Here is a 16,440-nt window from a genome sequence, read left to right as displayed (position 1 = left end):
CATGGCCGACACGCAAAGCGCCGACTACGTGGTGATCGGCTCCGGCGTCGCCGGCGCGCTGGTCGCCCACCAGCTGGCCCTGGCCGGCAAGGACGTGCTGATCCTCGAGGCCGGGCCGCGGCTGTCGCGCTGGGAGATCGTCGAACGTTTCCGCAACCAGGCAGACAAGTCCGACAACCAGGCGCCCTACCCGTCCATGGCCTACGCGCCGCACCCGCAGTACCACCCGAACAACCACTACCTGGTGCAGAAGGGCGAGCACCCCTACGACGTGCAGTACCTGCGCGTGGTCGGCGGCACCACCTGGCACTGGGCGGCCTCGGCCTGGCGCTTCCTGCCGGCCGACTTCAAGTTGCTCAGCCTGTACGGCGTCGGCCGCGACTGGCCCTTCGAGTACGCCGAGCTGGAGCCCTGGTACCAGCGCGCCGAGGAGGCCCTGGGGGTGTGGGGCCCGGGCGACGAGGAGCTCGGCTCGCCGCGCGGCCGGCCCTATCCCATGCCGCCGCTGCCGCTGTCGTGGAACGAGCAGCGGGTGAAGGACGTGCTCAACGCCAGCGGCTACCGCGTGGTCACCGAGCCGGTGGCGCGCAACAGCCGGCCCTACGACCAGCGCCCGACCTGCTGCGGCAACAACAACTGCATGCCGATCTGCCCGATCGGCGCCATGTACAACGGCATCGTCCATGTCGAGAAGGCCGAGGACGCCGGCGCCCGGCTGATCGAGAGCGCCGTGGTGTTCCGCCTGGAGAAGGGCGACGACGGGCGCATAGTCGCGGCCCTCTACAAGGACCCGCAAGGCGAGGAGACGCGGGTCGAGGGCAAGGTCTTCGTGCTCGCCGCCAACGGCGTGGAGACGCCGAAGCTGATGCTGATGTCCGAGGTCGGTAACCGCTCGGACATGGTCGGCCGCAACCTCATGGACCACCCTGGCACCGCCGTGCGCTTCTACGCCGAGGAGCGCCTGTGGCCGGGGCGCGGGCCGCAGGAAATGACCTCGATGGTGGGCTTTCGCGACGGCGCCTTCCGCAGCCAGTACGCGGCGAAGAAGATCCACCTGTCCAACCTCTCGCGCGTCGACCAGGTGAGTGCCGAGCTGATCGCCCAGGGCCCGCTGCTGCTCGGCCGCGAGCTGGAAACGCAGATCCGCGACCGCGCCGCGCGCTTCGTGCGCTTCGACAGCTTCCACGAAATCCTCCCGCGCCCGGAGAACCGCATCGTGCCCAGCGCCACCGAGCGCGACGCCCTCGGCATCCCCAAGCCGGAGTTCACCTACGCCATGGACGACTACGTACGCCGAAGCGCCGCGCATACCCGCGAAGTCTACGCCCACGCCGCGAAACTGCTTGGCGGCAGCCAGGTGCAGTTCGAGGACAGCTTCGCCAACAACAACCACATCACCGGCACCACGCTGATGGGCGACGACCCCGGCGACTCGGTGGTGGACAAGGACTGCCGCAGCCACGACCACCCCAACCTGTTCATCGCCGGCAGCTCGGTGATGCCCACGGTCGGCTCGGTGAACTGCACCCTGACCATCGCCGCCCTGGCCCTGCGCCTGGCCGAGCGCCTGCAGCGGGAGGCCTGAGCATGTTCGCCCGCCTCCTCCGCGCCACCCTGCTGCTGCCCTGCCTGGCCCAGGCCGCCCCGGCGCTGGACCCGGCGCCGGCCGAGCTGCTGCAGCGCGGCGAATACCTGGCCCGCGCCGGCGACTGCGCGGCCTGCCACACGGCGCCCGGCGGCAAGCCGTTCGCCGGCGGCCTGCCGCTGTCCACGCCGCTGGGCGCGGTGTACTCCAGCAACATCACCCCGGATCCGCGCACCGGCATCGGCAGCTACGCCTACGAGGACTTCGCCCGCGCCCTGCGCCAGGGCGTGGCCAAGGGCGGCATGCACCTGTACCCGGCGATGCCCTACACCGCCTACACGAAGATCACCGACGAGGACATGCAGGCGCTCTACGCCTACTTCCTGCGCGGCGGCGTCGAGGCTGTGGCCCAGGCCAACCACGACAGCGACATCCCCTGGCCGCTGGACATGCGCTGGCCGCTGGCGATCTGGAACACGCTGTTCCACGAGGACGGCGTCTACCGGCCCAACCCGAAGCAGAGCGAGGCCTGGAACCGCGGCGCCTACCTGGTCCAGGGCCTGGCCCACTGCGGCACCTGCCATACCCCGCGCGGCCTGGCGTTCCAGGAAAAGGCCCTGGACGAGCAGGACGCCGGCTACCTGTCCGGCGCCGCCCTTGGCGGCTGGTACGCCTTCAACATCACCAGCGACACCCACAGCGGCATCGGCGGCTGGAGCGACGCCGAGCTGGTGCAGTACCTGCGCGCCGGCCAGCTGCAGGGCAAGGCCCAGGCCGCCGGGCCCATGGCCGAAGCCGTGGAGCACAGCTTCCAGTACCTGCGCCCCGCCGACCTGCAAGCCATCGCCACCTACCTGCGCAGCGTCCGCGCAGTGAGCGACGGCGAGCGCAAGTCGCGCTTCGCCTGGGGCGACGCCGCCGACGATGTGATCGCGTTGCGCGGCGAAGGCTTCAACCCCAGCGACGACGACGGCGCCCGCCTGTTCCTCGGCAACTGCGCCAGCTGCCACGACTGGAGCGGCCAGGGCGCGAAGGACGGCTACTACCCGATGCTCAGCCACAACAGCACCGTCGGCGCGCTGCAGCCGGACAACCTGGTGCAGGTCCTGCTCAGCGGCGTGCAGCGGCGCACCGGCGACCAGGAGGTGTTCATGCCCGGCTTCGCCGGTACCCTCGACGACCAGCAGATCGCCACCCTGGTCAACTACCTCACCGCGCAGTTCGGCAACCCCGCGGTGAAGGTGGACAGCGCTCGCGTCGCCGCCATCCGCCAACCATGATCCGTCTTTCGGCTGAACCGGAAGCGGCCCACTCCGGCCGGGGTTTGACATCCCCCCGGCAGTCCCTGAAGCTGCTGCCACCGTGATGAACAGCTGCCCGTACATCGGACGTCCGCATGCAGAAAAGCGATAAGAAGAACGCCCGCAAGCCCCAGGCTCCAGCGCCCGCCAATCCCCTCGCCCGCCGCCTGCTCGGCGCCCTCGCCGGGGTCCTGCTGCTGGCCAGCGCGGCGGCCTGGTGGTACGCCGAGCGCAGCGCCCCCAGCCTGAACGTACCGGCCACCGCCAGCGCTCCGGCGAAGCCAGTCGTGGCCGCCACGCCAGCGCCGCCGGCTTTCGTCGACGAACAGCAATGCCAGGGCTGCCACCAGGACCAGTTCAAGGACTGGCAAGGCTCGCACCACCAGAAGGCCATGCAGGTCGCCAACGACGCCAACGTCCTCGGCGACTTCGCCGAGGCGAAGTTCAAGGGCGAGGCGGAGAGCACCCGGTTCTTCCGCAAGGGCGAGGAGTTCTGGGTCAACACCCCCGGCGCCGACGGCAAGCCGGCGGACTTCAAGGTGGCCTACACCTTCGGCGTGGCGCCCCTGCAGCAGTACCTGGTGGAATACCCCGGCGGCCGCCTGCAGGCCCTCGGCGTGGCCTGGGATACCCAGAAGCAGCGCTGGTTCGAGCTCAACCCCGGGCAGCGCATCGACTTCAAGGACGAACTGCACTGGACGCGCCCGGCGCAGAACGCCAACTTCATGTGCATCGAATGCCACACCACCGACTTCAAGCGTAACTTCGACGCCGACAAGAACGCCTTCGCCAGCCACTGGCAGAGCCTCGGCGTCGGCTGCCAGGCCTGCCACGGCCCGGCGGCGCGGCACCTGGAATGGGCGAAGAAGCCCGACGGCGACGCCCGGCGCGGCTTCGACAAGCCGCTCGGCGCCAGCACCGCCGCCAGCGAACTGGTGGAGAACTGCGCGCGCTGCCACGCGCGCCGCGCGCCGTTGGGCGACGGTTTCCAGCACCGCAATCGGTTCATGGACGACTACCTGCCCAGCCTGCTCACCCGCGAGCTCTACCAGATCGACGGGAAGATCAAGGACGAGGTCTTCGAGTGGGGCTCCTTCACCCAGAGCAAGATGTTCGAGAAAGGCGTGAAGTGCACCGACTGCCACAACCCGCACAGCGGCCAGGTGAAGATCGTCGGCAACGGCCTCTGCCTGCAATGCCACAACCCGGCGGGCAAGCCGGTGCGCGAGGGCATCGACGGCAAGGGCCTGCTGGCGAAGAACTACGACTCGCCCGAGCACCATCACCACCAGCCCGGCACCCCCGGCGCGCAGTGCACCTCGTGCCACATGCCGGGCAAGTACTACATGGTCAACCACTACCGGCATGACCACAGCTTCAGCATCCCCGACCCGGAGCACGCGCAGAAGCTGGGGGCGCCGGACGCCTGCCTGGGCTGCCACCGCGACAGCGCCTCGAAGGTCGGCGAACAGTTCCGCCTGTGGTACGCCAGCCAGGCCAAGGCGCCCACCGCCGTACCGCGCTACGACGACACCCTGTGGAAGGCCCGCAACGGCCAGCCGGGCGCCTCGCGCGCGCTGCACCTGCTGCTGGCCAGCCCGGAGCTGCCGGCGATCCGCCGCGCCACCCTGCTCGCCGAGCTGGCCAACTACCCCAGCTCGCGTTCGCTGGAGCTGGCCGGCCAGGGCCTGCGCGATGCCGACCCGCAGGTGCGCAACGCCGCCATCGGCGCCCTCGCCGCGCTGAGCGGCCCGCCGCGCCAGGCGCTGCTGCTGGCGCCGCTGCTGGACGACCCGCAACGTGCCGTGCGCCTGAGCGCCGCCTGGCAGTTGGCGCAGTTGCCGCCGGAAGTGCGCGGCAGCCTCCGCGAGCCGCTGGCCAAGGGCCTGAAGGAGTACGAAGAGGTGCAACTGAGCCTGGCCGAGCGCGCCGAGTCGAACCTCAACCGCGCCATGCTCTACCAGCTCACCGGCCGCGACGCCGAAGTGGAGCCGGCCCTGCGCGCGGCCCTGGTGCGCGACCCCGACTTCCTCCCGGCGGCGGTCAGCCTCTATCAATGGCTGGAAGCCCGTCAGCGCCCCGACGAAGCCCGCCAGCTGTTGGACGACGAGCTCAAGCGGCATCCGCAGTCCGGCCTGCTGCACCACGCCCTGGGCCTGGCGCTGATCCGCCAGGGCCAGCGCGACGCGGCGCTCAAGGAACTCCGCGAAGCGGTGCGCCTGGCCCCGGAAAGCGCGCAATTCCGCTACATCCTGGCCATCGCCCTGCACGACACCGGCCAGGCCGACGCCGCCTGCCGCGAGCTGGAGCAACTGCTGCAGCGCCACCCGGCGAACCGCGACGCGCGCCTGGCGCTGATCGGCTACCTGCGTGAGATCGGCCAGTTGGAGAAGGTGCAGATGCAACTGGCCGAGCTGGAACAGCAGAACCCCGACGACCCCGCCCTCAAGGGCGAGTGAGGCGGCTTGCGAGCCCCCGGCGCGATCCGCCGGGCGGCTCGGAACTCGCCGACGGCGGCGCACTCTGAGGGGGCAGCAACGCAGTCACCCTAGGAGTTTTCATGCGTATCCCCGGAGCGGCCCTGGCCCTCGTCCTGTCTTCCCTGCCCGTCACCGCCGCCTTCGCCGAGGACGCCGGTTTCTGGCGCGGCGTGCTCTCCACCGGCGCCACCACCGCCTCCAGCTACCTGACCAGCGGCGGCGACCACAAGTTGATCGGCCCGCTGGCCGACGACGCCGGCAGCTTCGTCGCCAGCGAGGGCGCCATCCGCGGCCCCTACCTGGAAGCCGAGCTGCAACGCCTGCGCGGCGAGCACCCGGAGCTGCAGCAACGCAGCGACCTGGAGCTGGCCAGCGCGCTGCTGGGTAGCCAGGCGGCACCCTGAGCCTGCGCTTCCGAGCCCGTATGCGCGGGCTCGGAACCCGCCACCGGGAAGTTTTCCTGAACTCGCCGCTGCGCATTCGGCTCACAAGGTCATGCGGACCTACGGAGGAGCACTCCCATGCGCATGATCAAACTGACCGGCATCCTCGCCCTCTTCGCCTTCCTGCCCCTCGCCCCGGCCATGGCCGACGGCTTCTGGCGTGACATCATTTCCTCCGGGGCCACCACCGCCTCGACCTACCTGACCTTCAAGCACGACCACAAGCTGATCCTCGCCGCCCGCGACGACGCCGGCAGCTACGTGGCCAGCGACGGCGCCATCCGCGGGCCGTACCTGGAAGCCGCCATGCAGCGCCTGCGCAGCGAGCACCCGGAGCTGCAGCAACGCAGCGACATGGAGCTGGCCAACGCCATCCTGACGAGCCAGGACGGCACCGCTCGATAAGCGCAAAACGCAGCGGCCGGGGCGTTTCGCGCCCCGGCCGCTTCGCGTGGCCACCCGTGGCTCAGGCCGGCGCGGCGACCTTCTCCTTTTCTTCCTCGTGTTTCTGTTTCCGCGGGCGCACGCCCACCAGCGAGGCGACCACGATCAGGCAGCCGCCGATCCACGCCAGCGGGCTGAGCTGCTCGTTGAGCCAGAGCACCGCGAAGAACGCGCCGAACAGCGGTTCCATGCCCATCAGCAGCGACGCGCGGGTCGGGCTGGTGAACTGCAGCGCGAAGTTCTGCGCGAAGAAGGCGAACAGGGTGCAGAACAGCACCAGGTACACGCTGGCGATCCAGAACGCCGACGCATGGGGCAGTTCCGGAATACTCCCGGCGGTCAGCAGCAGGAGCAGCAGGCTGCCGAAACCGACCACGCCGACCTGCACGGCGGTGATCGCCAGGGCCGGGATCTTCGAATCCTGCAACAGGGTCTTGGTGGCGCACACCATCAGCGCGCGCAGCAACGCGGCCATCAGCATCAGCCAGTCGCCACGGTTCATCTGCAGCTCGCCGGCGCCGGTCAGCAGGAAGGCGCCGAGCAGCGACAGGCCGGCCATGGCCAGCGCCTCGCCGCCGGGGCGGCGGCGGAACACCACCCACTCGACCAGCGGCGTCAGCACCACGCACAGGCTGATCAGGAAGGCCGCGTTGCTCGCCGAGGTCTGCGCCACGCCGTAGGTCTCGCAGAGGAAGATGCCGAGCAGCAGGGTGCCCAGCAGCGCGCCGGGGAGCAGCGCGCGCTTCGCGTGGCCGCGCAGGAATGGCAGCAGCAGCACGAAGGTCATGATGAAGCGCACGCAGAGGAAGCCCATCACCGGGTAGAACACCAGGGCCCCCTTCGCCACGCCGTAGCTGGTGCCCCAGATGACGGCGACCAGCAGCAGCATCAGCTCCGAGATTCTCGCTTTCGACAGGTTCATGCGGGCTTGTCCTTGCGGGTGAAGGCGACGATCAGGGCGTCGCGGTAACCCTCTTCGCCCTCCTTCGCGCAGTCGATGGGAGTGACTTCGTGGAACACCTGGCGGTCGTCGGCGACGATGATGTCGAGCCCCTGGCTCAGCATCACTTCGATCAGGGTGCGGTCCTCGCGGTCCGAGACGCGGGTCACGCCGCCGCTGACGCCGGCCCGGCGCACCAGCATCATGATGATGAAGTCGACGCCGTCGCGATGCCGCCCCTCGGGGGTCGGCTTGCCCTGTTCCAGCTCGTTGGTGACGATGCGGTACGGGTGCAGGCGGATGTTCCACTCGCAGCGCGCGCCGCTCACCCCGTCGAAGATGCGCACCATGCCGGCGAGCAGGGCGTGGAAGAACGGGTGCTCGACGAAGCCGTCCTCCAGCGGCAGGAACTGCCGCGGCACACCGCCGTTCAGGCTGTTGATGTACTTGGGCTGCTCGTAGGGCGCGTGGGGCAGCTTGCGCAGCGGGCCGCCCACCTGGAAGTCGAACTCGCTGTAGCGCCGGTAGCGGTAGGTGCCCTGGTCGGCCATGTGCTCGTCGAGCGCCAGGTTTTCCCAGAAGGCGGCGAAGGACGCCCAGGTGTCCTCGTCGAGGTTGAACCAGCGCGCCAGGTCGGGGCCGGACTTGAAGCTCCAGCCCTCGCGCAGCAGGTCGCCGCCGATGGCGCCCACGCCCTGCTGGCTGAGCGCGAGTTCCATGCAGGCCAGGCTCATTGCGCGGCTCCTTCCAGCTGTACGACGCGCAGCGCCGGGCGCTCCCCATGGATTTCCGCCAGGGTGCGGCTGGAGCGGGCCTTGGCGATCTCCTTCTCCCAGCCATCGCGGTCGGTCAGGTACAGCGCCGCGGGCGCGCGGATCGAGGCCAGCTGGGCGTTGCCCGGGCTGAGCTTGAGGGTCACCTTGCCGGTGACGGCCTTGGCGGTTTCGGCGATGAAGGCGTCGGCCGAGGAACGCAGCGTGCAGAACCAGCGGCCCTCGATGGCTTCGCGGACCCACAGCTGCTCCAGCGAAATCTTCTCGCGGATCAGCTCGGCGTCGAGCACGGCGGTCTCCAGCATGCGATAGGCGCACATCAGCACCGCTGCCGCCGGCGCTTCGCGGACCTCCAGCACCTTCTCGCCGCCCTCCAGGTGTTCGAGCCCGCTGAAGCGGCCGATCTGGAAGGCGCCGGCCAGGTGGTTGGCCTGGTGGACCAGCTCGATCAACGGCAGGATCTGGCCGTTCAGGGCGAACGGGCGGCCACCGCGGAACTCGATCTCCAGGGTGTCCTGGGCCTGGGGCTGGCCCGGTCGGGTCCAGGAGTAGATGTCTTCGCTGATGGCGAAGTTCTCCGGGTTGTCCAGGCAGCCCGATTCGTACTCGCGTACCCAGAGGTTGGCGTCGCCGCTCATGCCGCGCGACTGGAAGCCGGTGAGGCCGGCCTCGCCCAGCTCGCGGATCTTCTCCTCGCGGGTCAGCGCCGAGTATTCGTAGGGGCTGCCGGTGTAGCCGGTGAAGCCCAGCTGCTTGATCGCCCCGTTCAGCCGGCGCAGGCTGTTCTGCGACTGGTTGGCGGTGTGCAGGATGGCGCCGCAGCCCAGCCGGTGCGCGGTTTCCACGGCGAAGCGGGCGATGATCGGGCGCGACAGCGACGAGCTGATCGGGTACATCCCCAGGTACTGCGCGTTGGCCCGCAGGGCCGGCAGCACCGCTTCCTCGACGAAGGTCGAGCGACCGTCCACCAGCTTGAGGGTGGCGCCGAAGAACCCGGCGATGCGCTCGAGCTCCGCCTGGTCGGCGCCTTCGCCCATGTCCACGGCCAGCGCCGTCACCTTGCAGCCGAGCCGCGAGAGTTTGTGCAGCAGGTAGCTGCTGTCCAGGCCGCCGCTGAACAGGGTCAGCACGTGGCCGGTGCGCTGCGTTACGAAAGAGAGATCTTCCAGACTACGAACATCCATTCCCCGGGTCATGCGAGCTAGCCTCATAGGTCGAGTTGATCTGGACTTTCGCGTCCAGCGCTCGGATTATCGGCAAGCCATCGCGCGTCCCATTAGCCCCAGCCACAGGACAACAGTTTTGCGCTCCGAGAACGAATCCCTCCGGCTGCTGCCCTTCATGTCGGTCTTCGTCAAGGTGGTGGAGCTGGGCAGCTTCTCGGCCGCCGCCGAGCACCTGGCCCTGGCGCCCTCAGCGGTGAGCCGGCAGGTCGCGGCCCTGGAAAAGGCCCTCAGCGTCAAGCTGCTGGAGCGCACCACGCGCAAGCTGCGGCTGTCCGAGGTGGGCGCGGAGGTCTACGCGCACTGCCGCGAGCTGGTGGAGGCGGCGCGTTCGGCGCAGGAGGCCGCCGAGCGTTTCGTCAGCAGCCCCCAGGGGCTGGTGAAGATCAGCGCGCCCAAGGCCTTCGGCAAGATTCTCATCAGCCCGCTGATTCCCGAGTTCCTGCACCTGTACCCGAAGGTGGACGTGCAACTGATGCTCAGCGACCAGCCGAGCAACCATATCGACGACTTCGACCTGCTGGTGCGCATCACCGACACTCCGCCGCTGGGCCTGGCGGCGCGCCCGCTGATCGACGTGCACCACCTGCTCTGCGCCAGCGAGCAGTACCTGGCCCAGGCCGGCATCCCGGAACACCCGGACGACCTCGCCGCGCACAGTTGCATCTACCTGGGCGAGACGCCCAGCGACAATCGCTGGCAGCTACGCCACGTGGACAGCGGGGAGAAGGTGACGGTCAGCGTGAAGGGCCGCTTCGTCAGCAACCACAGCGAGGTGCGCCTCGGCGCGGTGCTGGCCAACCTCGGCGTGGGCTGCCTGCCGTTCTTCACCGCCGCCGAGGCCATGGCCCGCCACCAGGTGGTCGAGGTGCTGCCGCAATGGCGCTACGAGACCACCTACCACGGCAAGGCCTGGATCCTCTACCCGCCCAACCGCTACCTGCCACCCAAGTGCCGGGCGCTGATCGACTTCCTGGCCAGCCGCATCGGCCAGCCGGACGCCCCCACCGCGGGCGCCTGAACCCCGCGCCTACTCGCGGTACTCGTCCACCGGCACGCAGGCGCAGAACAGGTTGCGGTCGCCGAACACGTTGTCCACCCGGTTCACCGTCGGCCAGTACTTGAAGGCGCGGGTGTGCTCGCTGGGGGTCACCGCCTCGGCGATCGAGTAGGGCCGCTGCCACACCCCGGTGACGTCGGCCAGGGTGTGCGGCGCGCGCTTGAGCGGGTTGTCCTCGGCCGGCCACTCGCCGGTCTCGACCTTGGCGATCTCCGCGCGGATGCTCAGCATCGCCTCGACGAAGCGGTCCAGCTCGTGCAGCGACTCGCTCTCGGTGGGCTCCACCATCAGCGTGCCGGGCACCGGGAAGGACATGGTCGGGGCGTGGAAGCCGTAGTCCATCAGGCGCTTGGCCACGTCTTCCTCGCTGATCCCGGTCTGCGCCTTGAGCGGGCGCAGGTCGAGGATGCACTCGTGGGCCACGCGCTCGTTGCGCCCGCGATAGAGCACCGGGAAGGCGCCATCCAGGCGCTGGGCCAGGTAGTTGGCGTTGAGGATGGCGACTTCGGTGGCGTCGGCCAGTTGCGGGCCCATCATGGCGATGTACATCCAGCTGATCGGCAGGATGCTGGCGCTGCCCCAGGGCGCGGCGCTGACCGCGTCGTTCAGCGGGTTCGGCCCCTCGATGCGGATCACCGGGTGGTTGGCGACGAACGGTGCCAGGTGCTTCCTCACGCCGATCGGGCCCATGCCCGGCCCGCCGCCGCCGTGGGGGATGCAGAAGGTCTTGTGCAGGTTCATGTGCGAGACGTCGGCGCCGATGTCCGCCGGCCGCGCCAGGCCGACCTGGGCGTTGAGGTTGGCGCCGTCCATGTAGACCTGGCCGCCGTGGCTGTGGATAACCTCGCAGATCTCGCGGATGCCTTCCTCGTATACGCCGTGGGTCGAGGGGTAGGTGATCATCAGGCAGGACAGCTGCGCGCCGGCCTCGGCGGCCTTGGCCTTGAGGTCGTCGAGGTCGACGTTGCCGCCCTTGTCGCATTCCACTATCACCACGCGCATGCTCGCCATGATCGCCGAGGCCGGGTTGGTGCCGTGGGCCGAGGACGGGATCAGGCAGACGTTGCGGTGCCCCTCGCCACGGCTCTCGTGGTATTTGCGGATCGCCAGCAGCCCGGCGTACTCGCCCTGGGCGCCGGAGTTGGGCTGCATGCAGATGGCATCGAAGCCGGTGATCGCGCGCAGCCAGCTTTCCAGCTCGTCGATCAGCAGGCGGTAGCCTTCGGCCTGCTCGCGCGGCACGAAGGGGTGCAGGTTGGCGAATTCCGGCCAGGTGATGGGGATCATCTCGCTGGTGGCGTTGAGCTTCATGGTGCAGGAGCCCAGCGGGATCATCGCCTGGTTCAGCGCCAGGTCCTTGCCTTCGAGCTGGCGCAGGTAGCGCAGCATCTCGGTCTCGCTGTGGTGGCGGTTGAACACCGGGTGTTCCAGGTAGCCCGAACTGCGCTGCAGCGCGCCGGGGATGCCGCCGGACAGGCTGCCGGCGTCCAGCACCGCGACGTTCAGGCTGTGCCCGGCGCCGAGGAAGATGTCGAACAGCGCCGCCACCGTGGCGGCGTCGCAGGTCTCGTCGAGGCTGACGCCCAGGCGCTCCTCGCCGACGATGCGCAGGTTGACGCGCGCCGCGCGGGCGCGTTCGAGGATGGCGGCCTGCTGCGCGCCCACCTCCAGGGTCAGGGTGTCGAAGAAATGCGCGTTGACCCGCTTCAGGCCCTTGGCGAACAGCCCGGCGGCGAGGATCGCGGTGAGCCGGTGCACGCGCTGGGCGATGCGCTTGAGGCCCTCGGGGCCGTGGTAGACCGCGTAGAGGCTGGCGATGTTGGCCAGCAGCACCTGCGAGGTACAGACGTTGGAGTTGGCCTTCTCGCGGCGGATGTGCTGCTCGCGGGTCTGCAGCGCCATGCGCAGCGCGGTGTTGCCACGGGCGTCGCGGGACACGCCGATGATCCGCCCGGGCATGGCTCGCTTGAATTCGTCGCGGGTGGCGAAGAACGCCGCGTGCGGCCCGCCGTAGCCCATCGGCACGCCGAAACGCTGGGCGCTGCCGAGCACCACGTCGGCACCCAGCTCGCCGGGCGGGGTCAGCAGCAGCAGGCTGAGCAGGTCGGCGGCGACGCAGGCGACGGCCTGCTGGGCGTGCAGGGCGTCGATCGGCACGCGCAGGTCACGGATCTCGCCGCGGCTGTCGGGGTACTGCAGCAGCGCGCCGAACACCGCGTGCTGGCTGAGCTGGTCGAGTTCGTCCACCACCAGGTCGAAGCCGAACGCCTCGGCGCGGGTGCGCACCACGGAAATCGTCTGCGGGTGGCAATTCGCGTCGACGAAGAACAGGTTGCTCTTCGCCTTGGCCACCCGCTTTGCCAGGGCCATGGCCTCGGCGGCGGCGGTGGCCTCGTCGAGCAGCGAGGCGCTGGCCAGCTCCAGGCCGGTGAGGTCGATGGTCAGTTGCTGGAAGTTCAGCAGCGCCTCCAGGCGGCCCTGGGCGATCTCCGGCTGGTAGGGGGTGTAGGCGGTGTACCAGCCGGGGTTCTCCAGCACGTTGCGGAGGATCACCGTGGGCGTGAGGGTGCCGTAGTAGCCGGTGCCGATCAGGCTGGTCCACAGCTGGTTGCGCTGGGCGTGTTCGCGCAGCCGGGCCAGGGCGCCCTGTTCGTCCAGCGCCGCCGGCAGTTCCAGGGCGCGGTTCAGGCGGATCGCCGGCGGCACCGTCTGCACGACCAGCTCTTCGCGGCTGGCCACGCCCAGGGTGTCGAGCATGCGCCGCTGCTCCGCCTCGTCGGGCCCGAGGTGGCGGCGCAGGAAGGCGTCGGGCTGGTTCAGCTGGGACAGCGTGGGGCTTTTCGACATGGCCTGGACCTCGATCGGCAATTCACGATCAAGACAGGATAGGCCAGGCTCACGGAACAAGGCCCCGACGATGCGGGGCCTTGGAAAACGCTCCGCCGGTCAGGCGTCGGCGTCGCAGGCGGCCTGGTAGCCGGCGGCGTCGAGCAGCTTGTCCAGCTCGGCCGGGTTGCTCGGCTTGAGCTTGAAGAACCAGGAGGCGTAGGGGTCGTTGTTGACCTCTTCCGGGGTGTCGGCCAGGGCCTCGTTGATGGCGATCACTTCGCCACCGACCGGGGCGTAGATGTCCGAGGCGGCTTTCACCGACTCGACCACGCCGGCTTCCTGGCCAGCGTTCAGTTGCTTGCCGAGTTCCGGCAGCTCGACGAAGACCACGTCGCCCAGGGCTTCCTGGGCATGGTCGGAGATGCCCACGGTGACGGTACCGTCGGCTTCCAGGCGCGCCCACTCGTGGCTGGCGGCGTAACGCAGGTCGGCGGGAATGTTGCTCATCTTGTTTTCCTCGGGGACGGGGCAGCGGCGACGACGGGTCGCCTATGCAATTTAGATCAGGGCTTTGCCATGGCGCACGAAATTCGGCTGAACGACGCGCACCGGGTACCACTTGCCACGGATTTCCACCTCGGCGCGGTCGCCGCTGCCGGCCGGCAGGCGCGCCAGGGCGATGGACTTGTTGAGGGTCGGCGAGAAGCTGCCGCTGGTGATCTCGCCGTCGCCGATGCCGGCCACCCGCACCACCTGGTGCGCACGCAGCACGCCGCGCTCTTCCAGCACCAGGCCGACCAGCTTCGGTTGCTCGCCGGTGGCGCGCAGCGCCTCCAGGGCGCGGCGGCCGATGAAGTCGCGCGACTCCGGCTCCCAGGCGATGGTCCAGCCCATGTTGGCGGCCAGCGGCGAGACCTCTTCGTCCATGTCCTGGCCGTAGAGGTTCATTCCGGCTTCCAGGCGCAGGGTATCGCGCGCGCCCAGGCCGGCGGGGGCGATGCCGGCGCCGACCAGTTCGTTGAGGAAGCCCGGCGCCTCGGCGGCCGGCAGCATGATTTCCAGGCCGTCCTCGCCGGTGTAGCCGGTGCGGGCGATGAACCAGTCACCATCGGCCTTGCCCTGGAACGGCTTGAGTTCGCGGATCAGGGTGGCGCGCGAGGGGGTCACCAGCTCAGCGGTCTTGTCCCGCGCGTTGGGGCCCTGGACGGCCAGCATGGCCAGGTCCGGACGTTCCTGCAGCTGGACTTCGAAGCCCTCGGTGTGGGCCTGCATCCAGGCCATGTCCTTGTCGCGGGTGGCGGCGTTGACCACCACCCGGTAGCCGTACACGCCCAGGTAGACGATCAGGTCGTCGACCACACCGCCGTGCTCGTTGAGCATGCCGCTGTACAGCGCCTTGCCGGGCACCTGCAGGCGCGCAACGTCGTTGGCGAGCAGGCGCTGCAGGTACTCCCTGGACTGCGGGCCGGTGACGTCGACCACGGTCATGTGGGAGACGTCGAACACGCCGCAGTCACGGCGAACCTGGTGGTGCTCTTCGACCTGCGATCCGTAGTGCAACGGCATGTCCCAACCGCCGAAATCGACGATCTTCGCGCCGAGTGCAACATGCAGGTCGTAGAGCGGGGTGCGCTGTCCCATGGGTGTTCTCCTTCCGGGAATGGCGGATGCGGAGCGCGAGGGCGGCCCGCACGAAACGCGCGCATTGTAGCCGCTAGGCGGGAGCCTGGACACCTCGCCCGACGGCCGATTCCCGCCCCGCCGCGCTGGCCGCGGAACGGCGGATCAGCAGCGCCACCGGCAGCAGCCCGGCCAGCACCAGGCTCAGCGCCGGCAGCGCGGCGCGGGCCCATTCGCCCTCGCTGGTCATCTCGAACACGCGCACGGCCAGGGTGTCCCAGCCGAAAGGCCGCATCAGCAGCGTAGCCGGCATTTCCTTCAATACGTCGACGAACACCAGCAGCGCGGCGCTCATCAGCCCCGGCGCCAGCAGCGGCAGGTAGACCCGCGCGAACAGCACCGGGCCGGCCACGCCGAGGCTGCGCGCGGCCTCGGCGAAGGACGGGCGGATGCGCAGCAGGGTGCTTTCCAGCGGGCCCTCGGCCACCGCCAGGAAGCGGATCAGGTAGGCCACCAGCAGCGCCCCCAGGCTGCCCAGCAGCAGCGGCTTGCCGGCGCCGCCGAGGGCGCTGGAGAGCGGGATCACCCAGTGGTTGTCCAGCCAGCTGAAGGCCAGCATGATCGCCACCGCCAGCACCGAGCCGGGCAGCGCGTAGCCGAGGTTGGCCAGCCCCACCGCCGCGCGCACCGGCGCCGTCGGCGCCTGGCGCCGGGCGAAGGCCAGCAGCAGGCCGACCGCCACGCACAGCGCGGCCGCCGCCGCGCCCAGGGCCAGGCTGTGCCAGAGCAGGCCCCAGTAGCGTTGGTCGAGGTCGAAGCGGCCGCGCTGCCAGCACCACACCAGCAGCTGCGCCAGCGGGATGACGAAGGCGCAGGCGAACACCAGCCCGCACCAGGCGCTGGCGGCGAACGCCCGGAACCCGCGCAGGCGATACAGCGGCGCGGTGCGCGGCCGCTCACTGGCGGCCACGGCGCGGCCACGGGTGCGCCTTTCGCCGAGCACCACGAGGAACACCCCGAGCAGCAGCAGGCTGGCCAGCTGGGTGGCGCTGGACAGGCTGTAGAAGCCGTACCAGGTCTTGTAGATGGCGGTGGTGAAGGTGTCGAAGTTGAACACCGAGACGGCGCCGAAGTCGGCCAGGGTCTCCATGATCGCCAGGGCCAGCCCTGCGCCGATCGCCGGCCGCGCCATGGGCAGGGCGACGCGCCAGAAGGCCCGCCACGGCGACAGCCCGAGCACCCGTGCCGCCTCGGTCAGGCCGCGCCCCTGGGCGAGGAAGGCGCCGCGCGCCAGCAGGTACACGTAGGGGTAGAAGACCAGCACCAGCACCAGGATCACCCCGCCGGTGGAGCGCACCCGGGGCAGCCGCAGGCCGCTGCCGAACCACTCGCGCAGCAGGGTCTGCAGGGGCCCGGCGAAATCCAGCAGGCCGACGAAGACGAACGCCAGCACATAGGCCGGGATGGCGAAGGGCAGCATCAGCGCCCAGTCCAGCCAGCGCCGGCCGGGGAACTCGCAGAGCGCGGTGAGCCAGGCCAGGCTGGTGCCCAGCACGGTCACCCCGACGCCGACGCCGAGCACCAGCAGCAGGCTGTTGCCGAGCAGGCGCGGCAGCTGGGTGCCCCACAGGTGCGCCCAGATTTCCGTGTCGATCTCGCCCCAGCTCAGCGCCAGCACGACGAGCGGCAGCAGCACCAGGGCGGCGACGGCGAAGGAGATCGGGTACCAGCGCAATGCCATG

The 16,440-nt window shown here is 69.9% G+C and carries 13 protein-coding genes; 6 read left to right on the top strand and 7 right to left on the bottom strand.

Annotation, left to right across the window (positions count from 1 at the left end):
- The first annotated feature begins 1 nt into the window (after window position 1).
- The 5 genes from P3W75_RS07750 (at window position 2) to P3W75_RS07730 (ending at window position 6,214) form a co-directional block, all read left to right on the top strand.
- Window positions 2-1,585, top strand: a complete 1,584-nt coding sequence (locus P3W75_RS07750) for a GMC family oxidoreductase (RefSeq protein WP_276226783.1) — start codon at window positions 2-4, stop codon at window positions 1,583-1,585.
- Between the two features lie 2 nt (window positions 1,586-1,587).
- Complete coding sequence (locus tag P3W75_RS07745) at window positions 1,588-2,865, top strand: cytochrome c (protein WP_276226782.1); 1,278 nt, start codon at window positions 1,588-1,590, stop codon at window positions 2,863-2,865.
- A 116-nt stretch (window positions 2,866-2,981) separates the two neighbouring features.
- Entirely contained in the window at window positions 2,982-5,345 is a 2,364-nt protein-coding gene (locus P3W75_RS07740; protein ID WP_276226781.1) for a tetratricopeptide repeat protein, read from the top strand.
- A gap of 101 nt (window positions 5,346-5,446) precedes the next feature.
- Window positions 5,447-5,770: a DUF2388 domain-containing protein gene (locus P3W75_RS07735; RefSeq protein ID WP_276226780.1), complete on the top strand. Its 324-nt coding sequence runs from the start codon at window positions 5,447-5,449 to the stop codon at window positions 5,768-5,770.
- 117 nt (window positions 5,771-5,887) lie between these two features.
- Window positions 5,888-6,214: a DUF2388 domain-containing protein gene (locus tag P3W75_RS07730; RefSeq protein WP_276226779.1), complete on the top strand. Its 327-nt coding sequence runs from the start codon at window positions 5,888-5,890 to the stop codon at window positions 6,212-6,214.
- Window positions 6,215-6,275: 61 nt separating this feature from the next.
- Here P3W75_RS07730 and P3W75_RS07725 read toward each other — a convergent pair whose 3' ends face one another.
- Genes P3W75_RS07725 through P3W75_RS07715 form a run of 3 tightly spaced genes read right to left on the bottom strand, consistent with a single transcriptional unit; the run spans window position 6,276 to window position 9,150 of the window.
- Entirely contained in the window at window positions 6,276-7,175 is a 900-nt protein-coding gene (locus tag P3W75_RS07725; protein WP_276226778.1) for a DMT family transporter, read from the bottom strand.
- Window positions 7,172-7,927, bottom strand: a complete 756-nt coding sequence (locus tag P3W75_RS07720; RefSeq protein WP_276226777.1) for a 2OG-Fe dioxygenase family protein — start codon at window positions 7,925-7,927, stop codon at window positions 7,172-7,174. Before P3W75_RS07720 ends, P3W75_RS07725 begins: the two co-directional genes overlap by 4 nt.
- Window positions 7,924-9,150 carry an argininosuccinate synthase-related protein gene (locus tag P3W75_RS07715; protein WP_276226776.1) on the bottom strand — a complete coding sequence of 409 codons (1,227 nt, stop codon included), beginning with the start codon at window positions 9,148-9,150 and terminating at the stop codon, window positions 7,924-7,926. Before P3W75_RS07715 ends, P3W75_RS07720 begins: the two co-directional genes overlap by 4 nt.
- 157 nt (window positions 9,151-9,307) lie before the next feature.
- On the opposite strand from P3W75_RS07715, the gene P3W75_RS07710 reads away from it, so the two are divergent.
- A complete protein-coding gene (locus P3W75_RS07710; RefSeq protein WP_276226797.1) occupies window positions 9,308-10,210 on the top strand; it encodes a LysR family transcriptional regulator in 903 nt (300 codons plus the stop codon).
- Window positions 10,211-10,219: 9 nt separating this feature from the next.
- Here the strand turns inward: P3W75_RS07710 and gcvP are convergent, their stop codons facing one another.
- The 4 genes from gcvP to P3W75_RS07690 all read right to left on the bottom strand — a co-directional run bounded on the left by gcvP (window position 10,220) and on the right by P3W75_RS07690 (window position 16,439).
- The gene (gene gcvP, locus P3W75_RS07705; protein WP_276226775.1) at window positions 10,220-13,096 is read right to left on the bottom strand and encodes an aminomethyl-transferring glycine dehydrogenase; all 2,877 of its coding nucleotides are present in this window, start codon (window positions 13,094-13,096) and stop codon (window positions 10,220-10,222) included.
- A gap of 99 nt (window positions 13,097-13,195) precedes the next feature.
- The gene (gcvH, locus tag P3W75_RS07700) at window positions 13,196-13,585 is read right to left on the bottom strand and encodes a glycine cleavage system protein GcvH (RefSeq protein WP_276226774.1); all 390 of its coding nucleotides are present in this window, start codon (window positions 13,583-13,585) and stop codon (window positions 13,196-13,198) included.
- Window positions 13,586-13,636: 51 nt separating this feature from the next.
- Window positions 13,637-14,719 carry a glycine cleavage system aminomethyltransferase GcvT gene (gene gcvT, locus P3W75_RS07695; protein ID WP_276226773.1) on the bottom strand — a complete coding sequence of 361 codons (1,083 nt, stop codon included), beginning with the start codon at window positions 14,717-14,719 and terminating at the stop codon, window positions 13,637-13,639.
- A gap of 73 nt (window positions 14,720-14,792) precedes the next feature.
- A complete protein-coding gene (locus P3W75_RS07690) occupies window positions 14,793-16,439 on the bottom strand; it encodes an ABC transporter permease (protein WP_276226772.1) in 1,647 nt (548 codons plus the stop codon).
- Window position 16,440 lies beyond the last annotated feature (1 nt).

The organism is Pseudomonas citronellolis (assembly GCF_029335315.1).
GTDB classification, from domain to species: Bacteria; Pseudomonadota; Gammaproteobacteria; order Pseudomonadales; family Pseudomonadaceae; genus Pseudomonas; species Pseudomonas citronellolis_A.
Note: the sequence above shows the minus strand (reverse complement) of the source record. Positions and strands in the feature narration are given on the sequence as shown.